16 protein-coding genes and 1 pseudogene are annotated in these 19,276 nt (G+C 61.2%); 11 read left to right on the top strand and 6 right to left on the bottom strand.

From position 1 onward, the window contains the following. Positions 1–23 precede the first annotated feature (23 nt). The 5 genes from KGA81_RS29075 (at position 24) to KGA81_RS29055 (ending at position 5,817) form a co-directional block, all read left to right on the top strand. Complete coding sequence (locus KGA81_RS29075; RefSeq protein ID WP_223550992.1) at positions 24–713, top strand: SDR family oxidoreductase; 690 nt, start codon at positions 24–26, stop codon at positions 711–713. Between the two features lie 255 nt (positions 714–968). Continuing rightward, positions 969–2,327, top strand: coding sequence for an 8-oxoguanine deaminase (locus KGA81_RS29070; RefSeq protein ID WP_223550989.1), 1,359 nt, complete (start codon positions 969–971; stop codon positions 2,325–2,327). 261 nt (positions 2,328–2,588) lie between these two features. Then, on the top strand, positions 2,589–3,671 hold the full coding sequence (locus KGA81_RS29065; protein ID WP_223550987.1) for a BMP family ABC transporter substrate-binding protein: 1,083 nt from the start codon (positions 2,589–2,591) through the stop codon (positions 3,669–3,671). 144 nt (positions 3,672–3,815) lie between these two features. After that, positions 3,816–4,781 (top strand): isopenicillin N synthase family dioxygenase, encoded by a 966-nt coding sequence (locus KGA81_RS29060; RefSeq protein ID WP_223550984.1) that lies wholly within the window; start codon positions 3,816–3,818, stop codon positions 4,779–4,781. Positions 4,782–4,863: 82 nt separating this feature from the next. Next, positions 4,864–5,817 carry an adenosine deaminase gene (locus tag KGA81_RS29055; protein WP_223550982.1) on the top strand — a complete coding sequence of 318 codons (954 nt, stop codon included), beginning with the start codon at positions 4,864–4,866 and terminating at the stop codon, positions 5,815–5,817. Positions 5,818–5,941: 124 nt separating this feature from the next. Here KGA81_RS29055 and KGA81_RS29050 read toward each other — a convergent pair whose 3' ends face one another. Further along, complete coding sequence (locus KGA81_RS29050; RefSeq protein ID WP_223550980.1) at positions 5,942–6,676, bottom strand: ArsR/SmtB family transcription factor; 735 nt, start codon at positions 6,674–6,676, stop codon at positions 5,942–5,944. Positions 6,677–6,992: 316 nt separating this feature from the next. Then, positions 6,993–7,922, bottom strand: coding sequence for a LysR family transcriptional regulator (locus KGA81_RS29045; RefSeq protein WP_223550978.1), 930 nt, complete (start codon positions 7,920–7,922; stop codon positions 6,993–6,995). 123 nt (positions 7,923–8,045) lie between these two features. Between KGA81_RS29045 and KGA81_RS29040 the strand changes: the two genes are divergently transcribed. Then, positions 8,046–9,059 carry a zinc-binding alcohol dehydrogenase family protein gene (locus tag KGA81_RS29040; protein ID WP_223550975.1) on the top strand — a complete coding sequence of 338 codons (1,014 nt, stop codon included), beginning with the start codon at positions 8,046–8,048 and terminating at the stop codon, positions 9,057–9,059. Positions 9,060–9,466: 407 nt separating this feature from the next. On the opposite strand, the gene KGA81_RS29035 is transcribed toward KGA81_RS29040, so the two are convergent. Next, positions 9,467–10,663: a multidrug effflux MFS transporter gene (locus KGA81_RS29035; protein ID WP_223550973.1), complete on the bottom strand. Its 1,197-nt coding sequence runs from the start codon at positions 10,661–10,663 to the stop codon at positions 9,467–9,469. A gap of 90 nt (positions 10,664–10,753) precedes the next feature. Further along, positions 10,754–10,951 carry a cation transporter gene (locus tag KGA81_RS29030; RefSeq protein ID WP_223550971.1) on the bottom strand — a complete coding sequence of 66 codons (198 nt, stop codon included), beginning with the start codon at positions 10,949–10,951 and terminating at the stop codon, positions 10,754–10,756. Positions 10,952–11,099: 148 nt separating this feature from the next. Between KGA81_RS29030 and KGA81_RS29025 the strand changes: the two genes are divergently transcribed. The 3 genes from KGA81_RS29025 (at position 11,100) to cueR (ending at position 14,374) form a co-directional block, all read left to right on the top strand. Further along, a complete protein-coding gene (locus KGA81_RS29025) occupies positions 11,100–11,483 on the top strand; it encodes a hypothetical protein (RefSeq protein WP_223550969.1) in 384 nt (127 codons plus the stop codon). Between the two features lie 87 nt (positions 11,484–11,570). Then, entirely contained in the window at positions 11,571–13,964 is a 2,394-nt protein-coding gene (locus tag KGA81_RS29020) for a heavy metal translocating P-type ATPase (RefSeq protein ID WP_223550967.1), read from the top strand. Next, complete coding sequence (gene cueR, locus KGA81_RS29015) at positions 13,961–14,374, top strand: Cu(I)-responsive transcriptional regulator (RefSeq protein WP_223550965.1); 414 nt, start codon at positions 13,961–13,963, stop codon at positions 14,372–14,374. Before KGA81_RS29020 ends, cueR begins: the two co-directional genes overlap by 4 nt. A gap of 99 nt (positions 14,375–14,473) precedes the next feature. Here cueR and KGA81_RS29010 read toward each other — a convergent pair whose 3' ends face one another. Further along, complete coding sequence (locus KGA81_RS29010; RefSeq protein WP_223550963.1) at positions 14,474–15,367, bottom strand: PA4780 family RIO1-like protein kinase; 894 nt, start codon at positions 15,365–15,367, stop codon at positions 14,474–14,476. 344 nt (positions 15,368–15,711) lie between these two features. On the opposite strand from KGA81_RS29010, the pseudogene KGA81_RS30340 reads away from it, so the two are divergent. Both KGA81_RS30340 and KGA81_RS30335 read left to right on the top strand, forming a co-directional pair. Beyond that, positions 15,712–16,902 (top strand): annotated as a pseudogene (locus tag KGA81_RS30340) (cache domain-containing protein); the annotation flags it as partial. Between the two features lie 90 nt (positions 16,903–16,992). Beyond that, positions 16,993–17,760 carry a methyl-accepting chemotaxis protein gene (locus KGA81_RS30335; RefSeq protein WP_411736582.1) on the top strand — a complete coding sequence of 256 codons (768 nt, stop codon included), beginning with the start codon at positions 16,993–16,995 and terminating at the stop codon, positions 17,758–17,760. Positions 17,761–17,819: 59 nt separating this feature from the next. On the opposite strand, the gene KGA81_RS29000 is transcribed toward KGA81_RS30335, so the two are convergent. After that, the gene (locus tag KGA81_RS29000; protein ID WP_223550958.1) at positions 17,820–19,097 is read right to left on the bottom strand and encodes an acetyl-CoA C-acetyltransferase; all 1,278 of its coding nucleotides are present in this window, start codon (positions 19,095–19,097) and stop codon (positions 17,820–17,822) included. Between the last annotated feature and the right edge of the window lie 179 nt (positions 19,098–19,276).

Here is a 19,276-nt window from a genome sequence, read left to right as displayed (position 1 = left end):
CTGAATTTTCAAGGAAGCCACTCATGTCCAAGGCAAAAACCGCACTCATCATCGGTGCCTCCCGAGGGCTTGGCCTCGGGCTGGTGAAAACCCTGTTGGCCGATGGCTGGCAAGTCACCGCCACCGTGCGCGATCCGCAAAAAGCCGAAGCCTTGCAGGCCCTGGGCAAGGTGCGGATCGAAAAGCTCGACATGGACGATCAGCAAGCGGTGTCCGCCCTGAGCCAGCAACTCAAGAACGAAGTGTTTGACCTGTTGTTCGTCAATGCCGGGGTCAAGGGCACGGAGGTGCAGACGCCGAACGGCGGCGCGACAATGGCCGAAGTCGGTCAACTGTTCTTCACCAACGCCGTGGCGCCGATCAACCTGGCCCAGCGCTTTGTCGACCAGATCCGCCCGGACACCGGCGTGCTGGCCTTCATGAGTTCGGTACTGGGCAGCGTGACCATGCCCGACGCGCCGGAGCTGGCGTTGTACAAGGCCAGCAAAGCGGCGCTGAACTCCATGACCAACAGCTTCGTCACTCAGTTGGGCGAAACCGGGCTCACCGTGCTGTCACTGCATCCGGGCTGGGTGAAAACCGACATGGGGGGTGAAGGCGCTGACATCGACGTGGAAACCAGCACCCGCGGTCTGGTGGATCAGGTGAATGCGTATATCGGCAAGGGCGGACATCACTTCATCAATTACCGGGGTGAAACCATTCCCTGGTGACCCCGCCAGCCCTTTGTAGGAGCTAGCTTGCTAGCGAAGGCGGTGTGTCAGGCAACGATGGTGTCGACTGGAATATCGCTTTCGCTGGCAAGCCAGCTCCTACAGGGTTTTGCGCCCACCTGGTCGGACCGGGCTTGCCCGTGACGGCGTTTTGATCGAAACTTCGCACCTCGCCTCCCCGGCGACCCTGGATCAGCAGACAGGGCAACACTGAGCTGGCAACCCTGAACCCAACTTTCAGAGGAGCCGGCCAACATGCCTGCGACCCGTATCTGGTTAAAAAATCCCCTCGCCATTTTCACGGCCAACGGTCTCGATGCCCGTGGCGGTCTGGTGCTGCAAGATGGTTTGATCGTCGAAGTACTCGGCGCCGGTCAACAACCGTCCGCACCGTGCAGTGAAGTGTTCGATGCCCGCGAGCATGTGATCCTGCCCGGGCTGATCAACACCCATCACCACTTCTATCAGACCCTGACCCGCGCCTGGGCGCCGGTGGTCAATCAGCCGCTGTTCCCGTGGCTGAAAACCCTGTACCCGGTCTGGGCACGCCTGACCCCGGAAAAACTCGCTCTCGCCACCAAAGTCGCGCTGGCTGAATTGCTGCTGTCCGGTTGCACCACCGCGGCCGACCATCACTACCTGTTCCCGGAAGGTCTGGAAAATGCCATCGACGTGCAAGTCGAGAGCGTTCGCGAACTGGGCATGCGGGCCATGCTGACCCGCGGCTCCATGAGCCTCGGTGAAAAGGACGGTGGCCTGCCGCCACAACAGACCGTGCAGGAAGGCGAAGTGATCCTCGCCGACAGCCAGCGCCTGATCGCCGAATACCACGAACGCGGTGACGACGCGCAAATCCAGATCGCCCTCGCACCGTGCTCGCCATTCTCGGTGACGCCGCAAATCATGTCGGACAGCGCCGAACTGGCGAACAAACTCGACGTGCGCCTGCACACCCACCTGGCAGAAACCCTCGACGAAGAAGATTTCTGCCTGCAACGCTTCGGCCTGCGCACCGTGGACTATCTGGACAGCGTCGGCTGGCTCGGCCCGCGTACCTGGCTGGCCCATGGCATCCATTTCAACCCGGATGAAATCGCCCGCCTCGGCGCCGCCGGCACCGGCATTTGCCATTGCCCGAGTTCGAACATGCGCCTGGCCTCGGGCATATGCCCGAGCATCGAGCTGACCGATGCCGGCGCCTTGCTTGGTTTGGGCGTGGATGGTTCGGCATCCAACGATGCCTCGAACATGATGCTCGAAGCGCGTCAGGCCCTGTACATCCAGCGCCTGCGCTACGGCGCCGAGAAGATCACCCCGGAGCGCGTGCTCGGCTGGGCGACCAAAGGTTCGGCCAGTCTGTTGGGGCGTACCGATATCGGTGAACTGGCCGTGGGCAAGCAGGCCGACCTGGCCCTGTTCAAGCTGGATGAATTGCGCTTCTCCGGCAGCCATGATCCGGTTTCGGCACTGCTGCTGTGCGGCGCCGATCGCGCGGACCGGGTGATGATCGGCGGCAAATGGCGGGTGATCGATGGGCAGGTCGAAGGGCTGGACCTGAAAGGGTTGATTGCCGATCACAGCCAGGCGGCTCGGCAATTGATCGCCGGGGTCTGACACACCCAGATCAAACTGTGGGAGCGAGCTTGCTCCCACATTGGTTTTGTGGAGGGTCATGGCCATCTGGATTGGCGCACCAGTGGATGGCAGCTGTGCAAGGACCTGCACTGTTATCGGACTTCAAGGACCTGTCGCGAGCCGGCTCGCGATAGCATCACCGCGGATTCACGTTTTGTTGTCTTGTTGGTCAGCAATTTGCATTGCCCTGTGCGAGCCCGAGAGCCCAGCCAACCTCACAACAAAATGGAGTTCCAATTCATGCACAACCGTCCGTTGAAGAAGCTGCTTTGCGTCGTTGCGACGGCCATCGGCCTGAGCGCCGGTTTGACCGTCAGTGCCAACGAACCGTTGAAAGTCGGCTTCGTCTACATCGGCCCGATTGGTGACCACGGCTGGACGTACCAGCATGAACAGGGGCGTAAGGAGCTCGCAGAAAAATTCGGTGCGCAGATCACCACCAACTATGTGGAAAACGTCGCCGAAGGCGCCGACGCCGAGCGGGTGATCCGCAACATGGCCAAGGACAAATACGACCTGATCTTCACCACCTCTTTCGGCTACATGAACCCGACCGTGAAAGTCGCCAAACAGTTTCCCATGGTGACCTTCGAGCACGCCACCGGTTACAAGCAGGACAAGAACCTCGGCACTTACCTGGCGCGCACTTACGAGGGCCGCTACGTCGGTGGCTTCCTCGCGGCGAAGATGACCAAGACCAGGAAAATCGGCTACGTCGCCTCGTTCCCGATCCCGGAAGTGATCCGCGACATCAACGCCATCCAACTGGCATTGAACAAGTACAACCCCGGCACCGAGATCAAGGTGGTGTGGGTCAACTCATGGTTCGATCCGGGCAAGGAGGCGGATGCCGCCAACGCGCTGATCGATCAGGGTGTGGATGTAGTGTTCCAGCACACCGACAGCCCAGCGCCGATCCAGGCCGCCGAACGTCGCGGCGTGTTTGCCGTGGGCTACGCTTCGGACATGGCGCACTTCGGACCGAAAGCGGTGCTGACCTCCATCGTCAACGACTGGGGCCCGCACTACATTCAGGCAACCCAAAACGTGATCGACCATGACTGGAAATCCCGGGACTATTGGGGTGGGTTGAAGGAAGGCACGGTTGAACTGCCGATCAGCGACCTGGTGCCGACAGCGGTGAAGAGCGAAGCCGAGCAGATCATCGCCGATATCAAGAGCGGTGCGCTGCAACTGTTCACCGGGCCGATCAAGGATCAGGCCGGAGTCGAGAAAATCCCGGCGGGCGTAAGCGCGACCACGGCGCAACTGGCGTCGATGAATTACTACGTGGAAGGCATGAAGGCCGAGATGCCGAAGTAATTTCCAGCCATAACACACCCTCTGTAGGAGCTGGCTTGCCAGCGAAAGGGCCATTCGATCCAGCATTTTCGTTGAATGGGATGACGCTTTCGCTGGCAAGCCAGCTCCTACAGAAGGTCTTACCGTACTCATCAGGACAGCCAGATGAACCTGCTCCCGATCATCGACATCGCCCCGCTCTACAGCGACGACCCATCCCCTTGGTCAGCCGTGGCCAAACAAATCGACCTCGCCTGCCGCGAATGGGGTTTCTTCTACATCAGGGGCCACTCGATCAGCGCTGCACGAATCGACGAGCTGCTCGACAGTGCCAAGCGTTTCTTCGCCCAACCCTCCGCCGAAAAACTCAAGATCGACATCACCCAGAGCCGTCACCATCGCGGCTACGGCGCCATCGCCACTGAGCAGCTCGACCCGAGTAAACCCAGCGACCTGAAGGAAACCTTCGACATGGGCCTGCACCTGCCGGCCGAGCACCCTGACGTACTGGCGGAAAAACCCTTGCGCGGTCCCAATCGCCATCCGTCCATGCCCGGCTGGGAAGCGCTGATGGAGCAACACTACGTCGACATGCAAGCCCTCGCACAAACGCTGTTGCGGGCGATGACCCTGGCGCTGGGGATTGAGCGCGATTTCTTCGACACACGCTTCAAAGACCCGGTCAGCGTGCTGCGGATGATCCATTACCCGCCGCGCCACACCGCCAGCTCCGCCGAGCAGCAAGGCGCCGGCGCCCACACCGATTACGGTTGCATCACCCTGCTCTATCAGGACGCCGCCGGTGGCTTGCAGGTACGCAGCGTCAAGGGTGAGTGGATCGACGCACCGCCCATCGAAGGTACGTTCGTAGTCAACCTTGGCGACATGATGGCGCGCTGGAGCAACGACCGCTATCTGTCGACGCCGCACCGGGTGATCAGCCCGCTCGGCGTGGATCGTTATTCGATGCCGTTCTTCGCCGAGCCGCACCCGGATACCCGCATCGAATGCCTGCCCGGTTGTCAGGATGAACAGCACCCGGCGAAATACCCGGCCACCACCTGCGCCGAGTTCCTGCTCTCGCGCTTCGCCGATACCTACGCTTATCGACGGGAACTGAAAGTGCTGTGATGAACCGCCTGGTCAGGTTTTACCAACTGTTGCGGCAACCCTCTGTAGAATGGCGACCATTGCACCTGATGAGAAAAGAATCATGTATGACTGGCTGAACGCCCTGCCCAAGGCAGAATTGCACCTGCACCTGGAAGGCTCGCTGGAACCCGAACTGTTGTTCGCCCTGGCCGAGCGCAACAAGATTGCCCTGCCATGGAACGACGTCGAAACCTTGCGCAAGGCGTATGCCTTCAACAACCTGCAGGAGTTTCTCGACCTGTATTACCGGGGTGCCGATGTGCTGCGCACATCCCAGGATTTCTATGACCTGACCTGGGCGTACCTGTTGCGCTGTAAAGAACAGAACGTGATTCACACCGAACCGTTCTTCGACCCGCAGACCCACACCGACCGAGGCATCCCGTTCGAAGTGGTGCTCAACGGCATCGCCGCCGCGCTGAAGGATGGCGAGCAGCAACTGGGTATCACCAGTGGTTTGATCCTGAGCTTCCTGCGCCATCTGAGCGAAGACCAAGCGCAGAAAACCCTCGACCAGGCGCTGCCGTTCCGCGATGCGTTCGTCGCCGTGGGCCTGGACAGCTCCGAGATGGGCCATCCGCCGAGCAAGTTCCAGCGCGTGTTCGACCGTGCCCGTCACGAAGGCTTCCTGACCGTCGCTCACGCCGGTGAAGAAGGCCCGCCCGAGTACATCTGGGAAGCCATCGATCTGCTGAAAATCCAGCGCATCGACCATGGCGTGCGCGCCATCGAAGACGAGCGCCTGATGCAGCGTATCATCGACGAGCAGATCCCGCTGACCGTGTGCCCGCTGTCGAACACCAAGCTTTGCGTGTTCGATCACATGTCACAGCACAACATTCTCGACATGCTGGAGCGCGGCGTAAAAGTGACCGTGAACTCCGATGACCCGGCGTACTTCGGTGGCTATGTCACCGAGAACTTCCATGCGCTGTACACCCACCTGGGCATGACTCAGGATCAGGCCAAACGCCTGGCGCAGAACAGCCTCGATGCGCGGTTGGTGAGACCCTAGGCAGCACCGCAAATCCAACTGTAGGAGCTGGCTTGCCAGCGAAAGCGCCCTCCCATTCACCAAAAATGTTGAATGTGGCAATGGCTTCGCCGGCAAGCCAGCTCCTACAGATTGGGGTAAGGTTTTAAAACGCCAGTTCCAGTTCGGTTTCCTGGGCGAAGCGATGGATCTCGCGTTGCCCGGAGGCCGTCACCTGCAAGGCTCGGGAATCGTTGACCAGGCTCAACCACCCCGACTGCATGAACAGCTGCAACAACGCCGCGCCCAGCGAGCCGCCCATGTGCGGGCGTCTTTCGCTCCAGTCAGGGCATGCGCAGGCAACCCTGCCGTTGTGATGGGCCAGCGCCTGGATGAATACGCCCCGTGCCGCCAACTCCGTCGCGCCCTTGAGCGTGACCGTGACCCGCTGATCAAACTGTTCGATCCAGCCTGCCTCCAACAGCCGCTGATACAGATCGGCGGACAGGGTGCCCCCCAAGTGATCGTCACACAGTCGGGCACTCAGCAATGACGAACGTACCGCCCGGGGTTTGACGAGAGGCGCATTGCGTTTGAATACCTGCGCAACGTCGTGGGGTGCGCTGGCGAAGGTCGCGCTGGCCAGTGCCTCGATTGCCGCCCCGACCTCGGGTGCGGCCAGGCGGAAGAAGCGTTTGCGACCGCGGCTTTCAACCCTCAACAGCCCTCCAGTGGACAAACGTCCCAGGTGTGCACTGGCCGAAGACGGTGACAGGCCGGCCAGCAATGCCAACTCTTCGGTTGTTCGCGCCGAACCGTCCATCAAGGCCCACATCATTGCGCTGCGCTTTGGGTCAGCCAGCAATGTGGCGATCTGGCTGATGCAAGGTGCATGTTCCATGTATTCACTCCCTGTTGAATCGTTTCGTTTACTGCCCAGAAACATCTTGACCAGTAATGTGTCGTCGGCCAATCCGTGGAAACTGCCATAAACCCGGCAACGCCTTGCTCACTCATTTGCGCTGCCTGGCCGATGCTGCGAAGGCCAGAAGGATGACCGTGCAGCCGGACCGACTCGAGCGTGGGCCCGCCATTGGGGGATCGACGCTACCTACATGATGAGGGCGCTAGTATATGCGGGTTGGTCGCCGGATCCTGTCCTCCGCCCGGCATAGGTGGTGATCGTTCCTGAGAGAAATTTCTCTTTTTGCGTGCGACTAATGATTGATATCCGAAAAACCCGGAAATTGCCTGCTCAAAAGTTCACATCGGCTGGCAAGCATTTCACGCAAGAGGTTCACCGGCTTACTCAATTGCGCGCGATGGGCGCACAACAGATTCAGCGGTGCGCGCTCACAGAGCAGTTCCGGCATCAGCACCTTCAAGCGACCGGCCAGTACATCGGCGGCGACATCCAGCCAGGACTTGTACGCGATCCCGGCGCCCGCCACCGCCCAAAGGCGCACCACATCGGCATCGTCACTGAAACGATCACCGCTGACAGTCAGGCTGACTTCGCGTTTGCCGTCGTGAAAACTCCAGTGGTCGTGGACCCGGCTGCCGAGCATGTACAACAGGCAATTGTGCTGTGCCAATTGCTCAAGATGCCGCGGCTCGCCATGCCGGGCCAGATAACCGGGAGCGGCGCACAACACCCGGCGGTTCTGCGGGGCGATGGGCAGCGCCACCAGGCTGGAGTCCTCCGGTTCACCGTAGCGCAGGGCAATGTCTACCGGTTGGCGAAACAGGTCGGCAATGCGATCCCCCAGCAGCAGGCGCACGGTCAGTTTCGGATGTTCGCGTTGAAACTCATCGAGCCACGGCAGCAGCAGATTGCGGCCAAAGTCCGATGGCGCCGACAGTTGCAGAACTCCGCTGACCTGGTCTTGACCACTGGCCAGCAATCGCCGGCCCTCGTCGAGATTGCTCAGAGCCGCGCGGGCGTATTCGAGAAAGCCCTCGCCTTCGGCGGTCAGGCGCAGGCTGCGAGTCGAACGGGCCAACAAGCGGGCGCCGAGTTGCTGTTCGATGCGCTTGAGCGCCGCACTGGCCACCGCCGCCGACATGTCCATGCCCCGCGCGGCGGCGGACAGACTGCCCAGGTCCGCCGCCCGGACAAACAACTGCAAGTCATCGAAACGCAGCATCAGAGCACCGATTATCAAAAAAACATTGAAAGAGACTGCTCTTTTAGCCGGTTTTATCTTCAGGAGAAATAGCCAATCATCTCCCCATCGAATCTCTTCTCTATTAGTGTTCCGGAGCCGCTCATGAAAGCCATTGCCTACTACGCCTCGTTGCCAATCAGTGACGACAAGGCTCTGCAAGACATCGAACTACCGGAGCCGGTTGCCGGCCCCCGCGACTTGCTGGTGGAAGTCAAAGCCATCTCGGTCAACCCGGTGGACACCAAGGTGCGTCAGAATGTCCAGCCCGAAGGTGGCGCGCCCAAGGTGTTGGGTTGGGATGTGGCCGGTGTGGTCAAGGCGGTGGGCAGTGAGGTGACGCTGTTCCAGGCCGGTGACAAGGTGTTTTACGCCGGCTCCATCGCGCGGGCGGGTGGCAACAGCGAGTTGCATGTAGTGGACGAGCGCATCGTCGGCCGCATGCCCAGGACTCTCGGGTTCGCCGAAGCCGCTGCCCTGCCGCTCACCGCGATCACGGCGTGGGAACTGTTGTTCGAACGCCTGCAAATACGCGAAGGCAAAACCGATGAAGGCCAGAGCCTGTTGATCGTCGGCGCGGCGGGTGGCGTGGGCTCGATGCTTACGCAGCTCGCTCACCAACTGACGGCCCTGCAAGTCATCGGCAGCGCTTCGCGTGCGCAGACCCAAAGCTGGGTGAGGGAACTGGGCGCCGATCTGGTGATCGACCACAGCCAGCCACTCTGCGAAGCACTCAAGCGTGCCGGCGTGGATCAGGTCACCCACGTCGCCAGCCTGACCCAGACCGACCAGCACCTGGACCAATTGGTCGAAGCATTGGCGCCCCAGGGCAAGCTGGCGCTGATCGATGACCCCAAGGCGCTGGACGTGACCAAGCTCAAGCGCAAGAGCCTGTCACTGCACTGGGAGTTCATGTACACCCGTTCGCTGTTTGAAACCGCGGACATGATCGAGCAGCACAACCTGCTCAATCGCGTCGCCTGGCTGATCGATGCCGGGACCCTGAAAACCACGGTGGGCGAACACTTCGGCACGATCAACGCGGCCAATTTGCGCCGTGCCCATGCCCTGCTGGAGAGCGGCAAAGCCAAGGGCAAGATTGTGCTGGAAGGGTTCTGAGGCGCTGAAAAAAACCATCGCTGATTTCATGTTTTCCGTCGGCGACCGGGTAGTTCCGGTCGCCGACAATCCCTGTGGGCGTCCTCGAAAAGTCGTGTTTTTTTAGTTACAAACCGTCAGTCCGACAATTGATCCTTGTCACAATGGTGCTCGAATTCGGGACTACAATCGAAACTCCTGTGAGGCAGTCTTTTACGAGACATCTTTTACAAGTGGAGTTCAGCTATGAAGATCCTGATAAAAGAACTGGCAAAGTCCCAGTGGCAAGTTCGCTTAGACCAACATGCTGTGACGTTCCGCAGCGAAGCAGAAGCTCGCGCATTCACGCGTACTCTTGAAGCTCGCATCCAGGCCCCTCACCAGATTCCCGTCCTCCACCCGCAGCGTGCAGCCGGCTGATTACGGCCTCAAACCTGGGCTTGCACCAGCGCCCGGGCATTTTGCAAACGCCGGGTGAGCAACGCCGCGCTCACCACCAGAATTCCACACAGGCTGATGACCATGGCCATCGGCACGGCGCTGCCGTCGTGCAACACGCCCACCAGCGCAGAGGCACCGGCAGCCACGCTGAATTGCAGGCAACCGAGCAGCGCCGATGCACTGCCGGCCCGCCCACCCTGCCCGCTCATCGCACAGGCCGCAGCGTTGGGACTGATGCAACCGAGGCTGGCGATACAGATGAACAATGGAATCAGCAGCGGCCACAGGTGTGCCGGGTGCAGGGAGCTGACAGCGAGCAGGGTCAAACCGGCCGCCAGATATACCCACACTGCACGCACCAGCAAGAAGGCCGGACCACGCTTGGCCAGCAACCGCGCATTAACCTGTGCCACCAGAATGAAGCCCGCCGCATTGATGCCGAACAGCCAGCCAAAATGCTCGGCCGGAACGCCGTAGAGCTTGATGATGATAAAGGGTGAACCGGCGATGTAGGCAAACATCCCGGCGATGGCGATGCCCCCGGTCAAGGCATGGCCGAGGAACACCGGGTCGGCCAGTAACCGACCGTACTGACGCAGCGCACCCGATAGCGGTTGGCGCGGTATGTGGGCCGGCAAGCTTTCCGGCAATCCCGTCGCAACCGCGAGCCCCGCCAGCGCACTGAAAGCGCTCAAGGCCAGGAAGATCGACTGCCAGCCTGTCGTGTTGACCAGCAACCCACCCAACAATGGCGCGAGGATCGGCGCCAGCCCCATCACCAGCATCAACTGCGAAAAGACTTTCGCCGAACCCACCGCATCACACTTGTCGCTGACCACCGCCCGGGAAATCACCATCCCCGCGCAGCCGCCCAACGCCTGGACGAAACGCGCGCCGATCAGCCATTCCAGACTCGGCGCATAGGCACACGCCACAGAGGCAAGAGTGAACAGGCCGACACCGGTGAGCAACGGAACGCGTCGCCCGAAACGATCCGCCACCGGACCATAGGCCAACTGACCGATGGACAAGCCAAGGAAGTACGCCGCCAACGTCATCTGAACGTGATTTTCGTCCGTCCCGAAAGCCAGAGCCATGGCCGGGAAGGCTGGCAGATAGAAGTCGATCGCCAGCGGACCGAAAGCGCTCAAGGCGCCAAGTATCAAAATGGTACGCAAGTTCATCAGGCATCCAATTGGGCAGAAGTCGGCAGCCCGACAGTCTAGCCGCGCATGGACGCCTTGAACATTACGGTAGCTCGCTAACTATTAAAATCAGGCCAGTTTGACACCGTAGCCTTCTTCGCTGATTGCCTCGATCACTTGCTGAGCGGTCAGCGCACTTTCGACACCGACCTCCCTGGCCGCCAGATCGACCCGCACACTGGCCGCCGGGTCTTTGGTCTGGACCGCCTGAGTGATGGCCTTGACGCAATGACCACAAGACATGCCTTCAACGTTGAACACTTGCATGGGATGACTCCTTTTCCGAGGGTTGAAGCCAGTTTCGAGCTTGCCACCATGGCAAGGTCAAGTTCTGCCGCTAGCTGCCGGGCTGGCAATCAGCGCCGGGCTCGGCCAAGCTGCGTCCATCAATGACTCGAACTCAGGAGATTCAGCCATGCGCTGGTCAGCTTTCAGCCTGTTTGGCTTTCTCAGCCTTTTCACTGCCGTGCCTTCGGTCAGTGCTGCCGGTCAGGACTATGGTGTGCTGATCATTTCCCGCGAGCGCCTGGAAGTCGCGACCAGCTGCGAAATCGGTGTGTACCTCCAGGATCAACTGGCAGCGCGGCTGTTTCAGGAGCAAAGCACTTCGTTCAACCTGCCGCCGGGCATCGTCTCGCTGCGCCTCAAATTGCTCCCGGGCCAGGTGCCGGGTTGCAATCCGGGCATGCTCGCCCCGGGTTCGCAGAATATCCAGCTCAAGGCTGGGGATGTGCTCAAGTACCGGATCGCGATGACGCAGGAAGGGATGTACCTCAAGCGTGCCGGTCTTGGTTACTGATGGGTTACTTGATCTGAAGCATGGCACTTGACCTTGCCAGCATGGCAAGGTTGATCCTGTGGTTATCTACTACAGGGAGTGCGACCGATGTCCGAATCCACCACGTTCGACCTGCCGATTGCCGGCATGACCTGCGCCAGTTGCGCCGGGCGCGTCGAGCGCGCCTTGAGCAACGTCATGGGCGCCAGTGCCGTCAGCGTCAACCTCGCCACTGAACAGGCGCGGGTGCAGGCACCCAGCGACAGCCTGCCGGCCTTGATGGATGCCGTGGTCAAGGCCGGCTACAGCGTGCCGCAGCACAGCCTGGAACTGAGCATCGACGGCATGACCTGCGCATCCTGCGTCGGTCGGGTCGAGCGTGCGCTGGGCAAGGTTGCGGGAGTGAAAAGCGTCAGCGTCAACCTGGCCAACGAACGCGCGCACCTTGAACTGCTCGGCCAGATCGATCCGCAAACCTTGATCGCCGCAGTGACCAAGGCTGGCTACACCGCCAGCGTCTGGGAAGCCGAACACCCGTCAACCGACAACCAGCAACAACGCCTGCATCGCGAACGCCTGGCACTGGTCATTGCCATTGCCCTCGCCTTGCCATTGGTATTACCGATGCTGCTACAGCCCTTCGGCGTGCATTGGATGCTCCCGGCATGGGTGCAATTTGCCTTGGCCACGCCGGTGCAATTCATCTTTGGCGCACGGTTTTACGTCGCCGCATGGAAAGCCGTGCGCGCCGGGGCCGGCAACATGGATTTGCTGGTCGCCCTGGGCACCAGCGCCGGTTATGGCTTGAGCCTGTACGAATGGGCCACCGCCGCCGGGCGCATGCCGCACCTGTATTTCGAAGCCTCGGCGGTGGTGATCGCTCTGGTGCTGCTGGGCAAGTACCTGGAAAGCCGCGCCAAGCGCCAGACGGCCAGCGCCATCCGTGCCCTCGAAGCCTTGCGCCCGGAACGGGCGATCCGGGTGATCGATGGCCACGAGCAAGACGTCGCCATCAGCGCCCTGCGCCTCGATGACCAGGTGATGGTCAAACCCGGCGAACGCTTCCCGGTGGACGGCCTGGTGGTTGAAGGCCAGAGCCATGCCGACGAAGCGCTGATCAGCGGCGAGAGCCTGCCGGTGCCCAAGCAGCCCGGCGACAAAGTCACCGGTGGCGCGATCAACGGTGAAGGCCGGTTGCTGGTGCGTACCCAGGCCCTCGGTGCGGAAACCGTGCTGGCGCGGATTATCCGTCTGGTGGAAGACGCCCAGGCCGCAAAAGCGCCGATCCAGAAACTGGTGGATAAAGTCAGCCAGGTGTTCGTACCCACCGTGTTGCTGATTGCCCTGGCCACCCTGATCGGCTGGTGGCTGTACGGCGCGCCGATGGAAACCGCGCTGATCAATGCCGTGGCGGTGCTGGTGATCGCCTGCCCGTGCGCCCTGGGCCTGGCCACACCAACAGCGATCATGGCCGGTACCGGCGTGGCGGCGCGCTACGGGATTCTGATCAAGGACGCCGAAGCACTGGAGCGTGCCCATGAAGTCAGCGCAGTGGTGTTCGACAAGACCGGCACCCTGACCTCCGGCGCCCCGCGCATTGCTCATCTAAGTGCCATCGACGGTAATGAGGCGAGCCTGCTGCAACTGGCCGGCGCCCTGCAACGCGGCAGTGAGCATCCGCTGGCCAAGGCTGTGCTGGATGCCTGTACCGAGCGCGGCTTGAAGGTGGCCGATGTCAGCGACAGCCAGTCCCTCACCGGCCGCGGCATCGCCGGCAGCCTCGAAGGGCGTCGCCTGGCGCTGGGCAATCGGCGCCTGCTGGAGGACAGCGGTTTGAACGCCGGGCCATTGGCCGACTCGGCGACTGCGTGGGAAAAAGAAGGCCGGACCTTGTCCTGGCTGATCGAACAATCCCCCGAACCTCACGTGCTGGGCCTGTTCGCCTTCGGTGACACCCTCAAGCCCGGCGCACTGCAAGCGGTACAGCAACTGAGCGCACGGAACATCAGTAGCCATCTGCTGACCGGCGACAATCGTGGCAGCGCCAACGTGGTGGCCCAGGCTCTGGGCATCCAGGATGTGCATGCCGAAGTGCTGCCGGCGGACAAAGCCGCCACGGTCGCCGCACTGAAACAAACCGGGGTGGTGGCAATGGTCGGTGACGGCATCAACGACGCCCCTGCACTGGCCGCCGCCGACATCGGCATCGCCATGGGTGGCGGCACCGACGTCGCCATGCACGCTGCCGGCATCACCCTGATGCGCGGTGATCCGCGACTGGTGCCGGCCGCTTTGGAGATCAGCCGCAAGACCTACGCCAAGATTCGGCAGAATCTGTTCTGGGCCTTCGTCTATAACCTGATCGGCATCCCGCTGGCGGCATTCGGCTTCCTCAACCCGGTGCTGGCCGGTGCGGCCATGGCATTGTCGAGCGTTAGCGTGGTGAGCAATGCGCTACTGTTGAAAACCTGGAAACCCAAGGACCTGGAGGACAACCGATGAACATCGGCCAAGCGGCCCGCCACAGCGGCCTGAGTGCAAAGATGATCCGTTATTACGAATCCATCGGCCTGCTCAAGACAGCCCATCGCACCGACAGCGGCTACCGGGTATACGGCGATGACGATCTGCACACGCTGGCGTTCATCAAGCGCTCGCGGGACCTGGGGTTTTCCCTGGAAGAAGTCGGCAAGTTGCTGGCCCTCTGGCAAGACCGCCAGCGCGCCAGCGCCGATGTGAAAGCCCTGGCCCGCCAGCACATCGATGAGTTGAACCAGAAGATCCTCGAACTCGGCCAGTTGCGCGACACCTTGCAGGACCTGGTTGAGCACTGCCAGGGCGATCATCGACCGGATTGCCCGATTCTGAAAAATCTGGAGTCGGGGTGTTGTGCCCCCCCTACTCATGCCTGACCCTGTGGGAGCGAGCTCGCTCCCACAGATATTGTGGTCTGTCACATTGATTGTGTTGCGCACAAAAACCCGGCCGAAGCCGGGTTTTGCATTAACCGATCACTGCATCCAGGGCGGAGGCGGTTCTTCGGTCTTGCCCGGCGGCGCATCGTCCGCCGCGCGTACGGCTTGCTTGCGTTCTTCATCCAGGCGCGCGGCCTCGATCTCGCGCATGATGCCGCCCACGTCGGCCAGTTCTTCCGTGTCGGCGAACTCGCCGGTCAGGACGCTGGCCGGGTGCAAGGTGCCGGCCTCGTACAAGGCCCACATTTCCTTGGCGTACCTGGTCTTCTTCAGCTCCGGCGCAAACCGCCCGAAGTAGGACGCCATGTTGCCCACGTCCCGCTCCAGCATGCTGAACGCGTGGTTGTTGCCTGCCGCGTCCACCGCTTGCGGCAGGTCGATGATGACTGGACCGGTCGGCGTCAGCAGCACGTTGAACTCGGACAGGTCACCGTGCACCAGACCGGTACACAACATCAGCACGATCTGGGAAATCAGATACGCGTGATACTCGCGCGCCTCGTCCGGTTCCAGCACCACATCGTTCAGACGCGGCGCGGCATCACCGTACTCGTCGGCCACCAGTTCCATGAGCAGTACGCCTTCGAGGAAGTCGTACGGTTTGGGCACCCGCACACCGGCATTGGCCAGGCGGAACAGCGCCGCCACTTCGGCGTTCTGCCAGGCGTCTTCGGTTTCCTTGCGACCAAATTTGGAGCCCTTGGCCATCGCCCGGGCCTGACGGCTGTTGCGTACCTTGCGGCCTTCCTGGTACTCGGCCGCCTGACGGAAACTGCGTTTATTCGCCTCCTTGTAGACCTTCGCGCAACGCAATTCGTTGCCGCAGCGCACCACATAAACAGCTGCTTCTTTACCACTCATGAGTGGGCGCAGCACCTCGTCGACCAGACCGTCCTCGATCAGGGGTTCAATGCGTTTTGGAGTCTTCATCAGCTTTTATTGTGGGTCCTTTATTACCAAACACGCGAAAGTCATTCGTTATACGGCAATCCACCCACGGGCGGGAGGGGTTGCCGACCTATGAGTATTGCAGAAGCACACAATGTGCCGATTTCATCAGGAAAAACCGACGACTGCCACGGGTCGCTCCAGATCATAGCCGAGCCTGCGTCACTTGTTGTGCCTAGGTATTGAGGGCAACTGCGACAGAAGCTGACACCACAGCTCATACCTTCCGTAGGATTTTTCCCAACTGGCCTCAATTTCCTCCGACAACAGCCGAAGTCCTTAGTGACAAAGTGAAATGTCCGACAATCGCTGTCACAACAAAGGCGATGCCGCACTCAAGGACCCGGGTTGACCAAGAACGTTTACGGCTGCCAATAAACCGCGAGTCATCTGCACTGCGTGGGCCTACAAGAAAATCTGGAGCGCGGATGAACATCAAACAGAAGTTGACCTGGGCGTTTGCAATCATCGCCTGCCTGCCCGTGGTGCTGGTCGCCACCCTCGTTGTGCTGAACCTGCGCAGTGATGCCAGGGACGAATTCATCGACGGCAGTGCCCGCGAGATTCGTCAGGTCAGCAACGCCATGCAATTGTTCTTTGACGGCATCAGCCAGAACGTCGATTACCTGGCCAAACAACCGCTGATCCGAAACTCCGACGACAGCCTCAAGACTTACTTGGCCGCCAACGCCGAGAGCGTCCCTCAGGGCGAGGCTGACAAAAAAGTCTTCGCCCTGCTCCAGGACCTGGGCAACAGCCACCCGGCCTACGCCTATGCCATCCTCGGTACAGCGGCCGGCGGCTACGTGTCGTGGCCGGATGACCCAAAGCTGAACAATTACGACCCACGCCAGCGCCCCTGGTACAAGGCCGCCCAGGCCAAACCGGGCAAGCCGTTGCGCACCGAGGCCTATTACTGGGCCCAGGACGACGCGACCTACGTCAGCACCGTGCGCACCATCGACAACAAGCTGGGCACCAACGGCGGCGTGGTCAGCATCGACGTGACGCTCAAGCAGCTCACCGAAATCGTCAAACAGATCAAGCTCGGTGAAACCGGCTACCTGATGCTGCTGGAAAACACCGGCACGGTCCTGGTGGATCCGAAGCAACCGGAACACAACTTCAAACCGCTGAACAGCCTTGGCGACGGCTACGCGCAACTGGCCAAGGCCGGCAAGGGTCTGGTGGAAGTGGAGCTGAACGGCGAGCGCTACATGGCCAATGTCTGGCCGTCGGAGCAACTGGGCTGGACCTTCATCGGTCTGATCAAACAGGACGACGTGATGAGTTCCGCGACCCAGTTGACCTGGTTGATCGCCATCATCGCCGCCGTCCTGGCTGTCATCTTCGCCATCGTCGGCGCCAGTTTTGCCAGCCTCATCGTGCGCCCGATCCGCAGCGTGGCCAGCGGCCTGGAAGGCATCGCCCAGGGCGAAGGCGACCTGACCCAGAACCTGCAAATCCGTGGCAGCGACGAAACCGCGCAACTGGCCAACTGGTTCAACCAGTTCCTGACCGCGATTCGCAACCTGATCCAGAACATTGGCGGCGCGGCGGGCAAAATCCTCGACACGTCCAAGAGTTCGACCCAGGTCTCCAGCGACATGGCCGAAGCCGCCGGACGCCAGCGTGAGGCAGTGGACATGGTCTCCACGGCGTTCCACGAAATGGTTGCCACCGCCAACGAAGTCGCGCGCTCTTGCAGCCAGGCTGCGGAGTCTGCAGACAGTGGCCAGCGCCAGGCGCGCGAAGGTCAGCAACAGATCGATGCGGCGGTGAACAGTGTCGATCGCCTGAGCCAGGAAATCGAACAGTCGGCCCAGTCGATGCAACAGCTGGAACGCGACAGCAATGACATTCAGTCGATCCTGGGGACCATCCGCTCGATCGCTGAACAGACCAACCTGCTGGCGCTGAACGCCGCGATCGAAGCGGCCCGGGCCGGTGAACAGGGACGCGGCTTTGCCGTGGTGGCTGACGAAGTGCGGGCCCTGGCCAAGCGCACGGCCGACTCCACGGCGGAAATCGACGGGCTGCTGGGCACCCTGGCCAAACGTACCAGCCAGGTGACCCAACAGATGCACGCCAGCCTGGAAGTGTCCCGGCAATCGGTGACGCGCATCGGTGAGGCGCGCAGCAGCTTCGGGCAGATCCGCGAGTCGGTGGACGTGATCCGCGACATGAACACCCAGATCGCCACGGCAGCGGAACAACAGCATCAGGTGGCCGAAGACATCAACCGGCACATCAGCCAGATCCACGGCGATGCGCAACTGGTGGCGGAACTGGCCAACTCGGCGCGCCTGGACTCCCAGAGCCTGGCCGGATTGTCCAGTGAGCTGGACGGGTTGGTGCGCAGGTTCCGTACCTGATCAGCCGGAACACCATCACCCCCTGTGGGAGCAAGCTCGCTCCCACAGTTATTCTGTGTTCAGCGTTCGATAATGGCGGTCACGCCCTGCCCGCCCGCCGCACAAATCGAAATCAATCCCCGCCCCTTGCCCGCCGCATCCAGCAACTTCGCCAGGTTGGCGAGGATGCGCCCGCCTGTAGCGGCAAACGGGTGCCCCGCCGCCAGTGAACTGCCTTTGACGTTGAGTCGGCTGCGGTCAATCGAACCCAACGGCGCATCGAGACCGAGACGGGTTTTGCAATATTGCCGATCTTCCCAGGCCTTCAACGTGCACAGCACTTGCGCGGCAAAGGCTTCGTGGATTTCGTAGTAGTCGAAATCCTGCAAGGTCAGGCCATTGCGCGCCAGCAAACGTGGCACGGCGTAGACCGGCGCCATCAGCAAACCTTCCACGCCGTTGACGAAATCCACCGCCGCCGCTTCGCCGTCGCGCCAATAGGCAAGAATCGGTAACCCTCTCTCCTTCGCCCATTCTTCGCTGCCCAGCAGCACCAGTGACGCACCATCGGTCAGTGGTGTGGAGTTACCTGCGGTCAGGGTGCCCCTGGCGCTTTTCTCATAGGCCGGTTTGAGCGCGGCGAGCTTCTCCAGCGTGGAGTCCGGGCGCAGGTTGTTGTCGCGGGTCAGGCCCAGGAACGGTGTCATCAGGTCGTTGTGCCAGCCTTCGGCGTAGGAGGCAGCCAGTTTCTGATGGCTCTCGAGTGCCAATTGATCCTGTTCTTCGCGGGGGATGTTCCAGGTCTGGGCCATCAGCTCGCAATGCTGGCCCATAGACAACCCGGTGCGCGGCTCACCGTTGCGCGGGAACTCGGGGAGCAGATGTTTGGGGCGCAATTGCAGCAAGGTTTTCAGTTTGTCGCCGGTGGTTTTCGCGCGATTGGCTTGCAGGAGGATCTTGCGCAGGCCGTCGCTGATGCTGATCGGCGCATCCGAGGTGGTGTCCACGCCACCGGCAATGCCGCAGTCGATCTGGCCCAGGGCAATCTTGTTCGCCACCAGCAACGCCGCTTCCAGCCCAGTGCCGCACGCCTGCTGGATGTCATAGGCCGCAGTGGCGGGCGATAGTCGCGAACCGAGTACGCACTCGCGTGTGAGGTTCATGTCTCGCGACAACTTGAGCACGGCCCCGGCGACCACTTCGCCGATACGCTGGCCATGCAGGTTGTAACGTTCGATCAGGCCTTCGAGGGCGGCGGTGAGCATCACCTGATTACTGGCGGTGGCGTAGGGGCCATTGGAGCGGGCGAAGGGAATCCGGTTACCGCCGATGATCGCGACGCGACGCAGTTGGGTCATAAGAGCTCCTTCCAAAATTCAAATGTGAGCAAGGCCCCCTGTGGGAGCGAGTTTGAACTGGTCAAGTAATTCTGGACACCAGTTAAGGTTTCACGCCGCCAGTTTCTCCATGGCTACCGGCGACCGGTAGCCGTTGTAGCTATGGAGCCTGACGTTGTTGTAACGCATCACATAACGCT

This window comes from Pseudomonas sp. A-B-19 (genome assembly GCF_019947515.1).
Taxonomy (GTDB): domain Bacteria; phylum Pseudomonadota; class Gammaproteobacteria; order Pseudomonadales; family Pseudomonadaceae; genus Aquipseudomonas.
This window is presented reverse-complemented; position numbering and strand designations above follow the sequence as displayed.

Coding starts and splice junctions, on each gene's coding strand:
- KGA81_RS29000 (WP_223550958.1), bottom strand. CDS start 19,097: ATGACCCAACTGCGTCGCGTCGCGATCATCGGCGGTAACCGGATTCCC.
- KGA81_RS29075 (WP_223550992.1), top strand. CDS start 24: ATGTCCAAGGCAAAAACCGCACTCATCATCGGTGCCTCCCGAGGGCTT.
- KGA81_RS29050 (WP_223550980.1), bottom strand. CDS start 6,676: ATGGAACATGCACCTTGCATCAGCCAGATCGCCACATTGCTGGCTGAC.
- KGA81_RS30335 (WP_411736582.1), top strand. CDS start 16,993: ATGGCCGAAGCCGCCGGACGCCAGCGTGAGGCAGTGGACATGGTCTCC.
- KGA81_RS29020 (WP_223550967.1), top strand. CDS start 11,571: ATGTCCGAATCCACCACGTTCGACCTGCCGATTGCCGGCATGACCTGC.
- KGA81_RS29070 (WP_223550989.1), top strand. CDS start 969: ATGCCTGCGACCCGTATCTGGTTAAAAAATCCCCTCGCCATTTTCACG.
- KGA81_RS29055 (WP_223550982.1), top strand. CDS start 4,864: ATGTATGACTGGCTGAACGCCCTGCCCAAGGCAGAATTGCACCTGCAC.
- KGA81_RS29030 (WP_223550971.1), bottom strand. CDS start 10,951: ATGCAAGTGTTCAACGTTGAAGGCATGTCTTGTGGTCATTGCGTCAAG.
- KGA81_RS29035 (WP_223550973.1), bottom strand. CDS start 10,663: ATGAACTTGCGTACCATTTTGATACTTGGCGCCTTGAGCGCTTTCGGT.
- KGA81_RS29025 (WP_223550969.1), top strand. CDS start 11,100: ATGCGCTGGTCAGCTTTCAGCCTGTTTGGCTTTCTCAGCCTTTTCACT.
- KGA81_RS29010 (WP_223550963.1), bottom strand. CDS start 15,367: ATGAAGACTCCAAAACGCATTGAACCCCTGATCGAGGACGGTCTGGTC.
- KGA81_RS29040 (WP_223550975.1), top strand. CDS start 8,046: ATGAAAGCCATTGCCTACTACGCCTCGTTGCCAATCAGTGACGACAAG.
- KGA81_RS29045 (WP_223550978.1), bottom strand. CDS start 7,922: ATGCTGCGTTTCGATGACTTGCAGTTGTTTGTCCGGGCGGCGGACCTG.
- KGA81_RS29060 (WP_223550984.1), top strand. CDS start 3,816: ATGAACCTGCTCCCGATCATCGACATCGCCCCGCTCTACAGCGACGAC.
- cueR (WP_223550965.1), top strand. CDS start 13,961: ATGAACATCGGCCAAGCGGCCCGCCACAGCGGCCTGAGTGCAAAGATG.
- KGA81_RS29065 (WP_223550987.1), top strand. CDS start 2,589: ATGCACAACCGTCCGTTGAAGAAGCTGCTTTGCGTCGTTGCGACGGCC.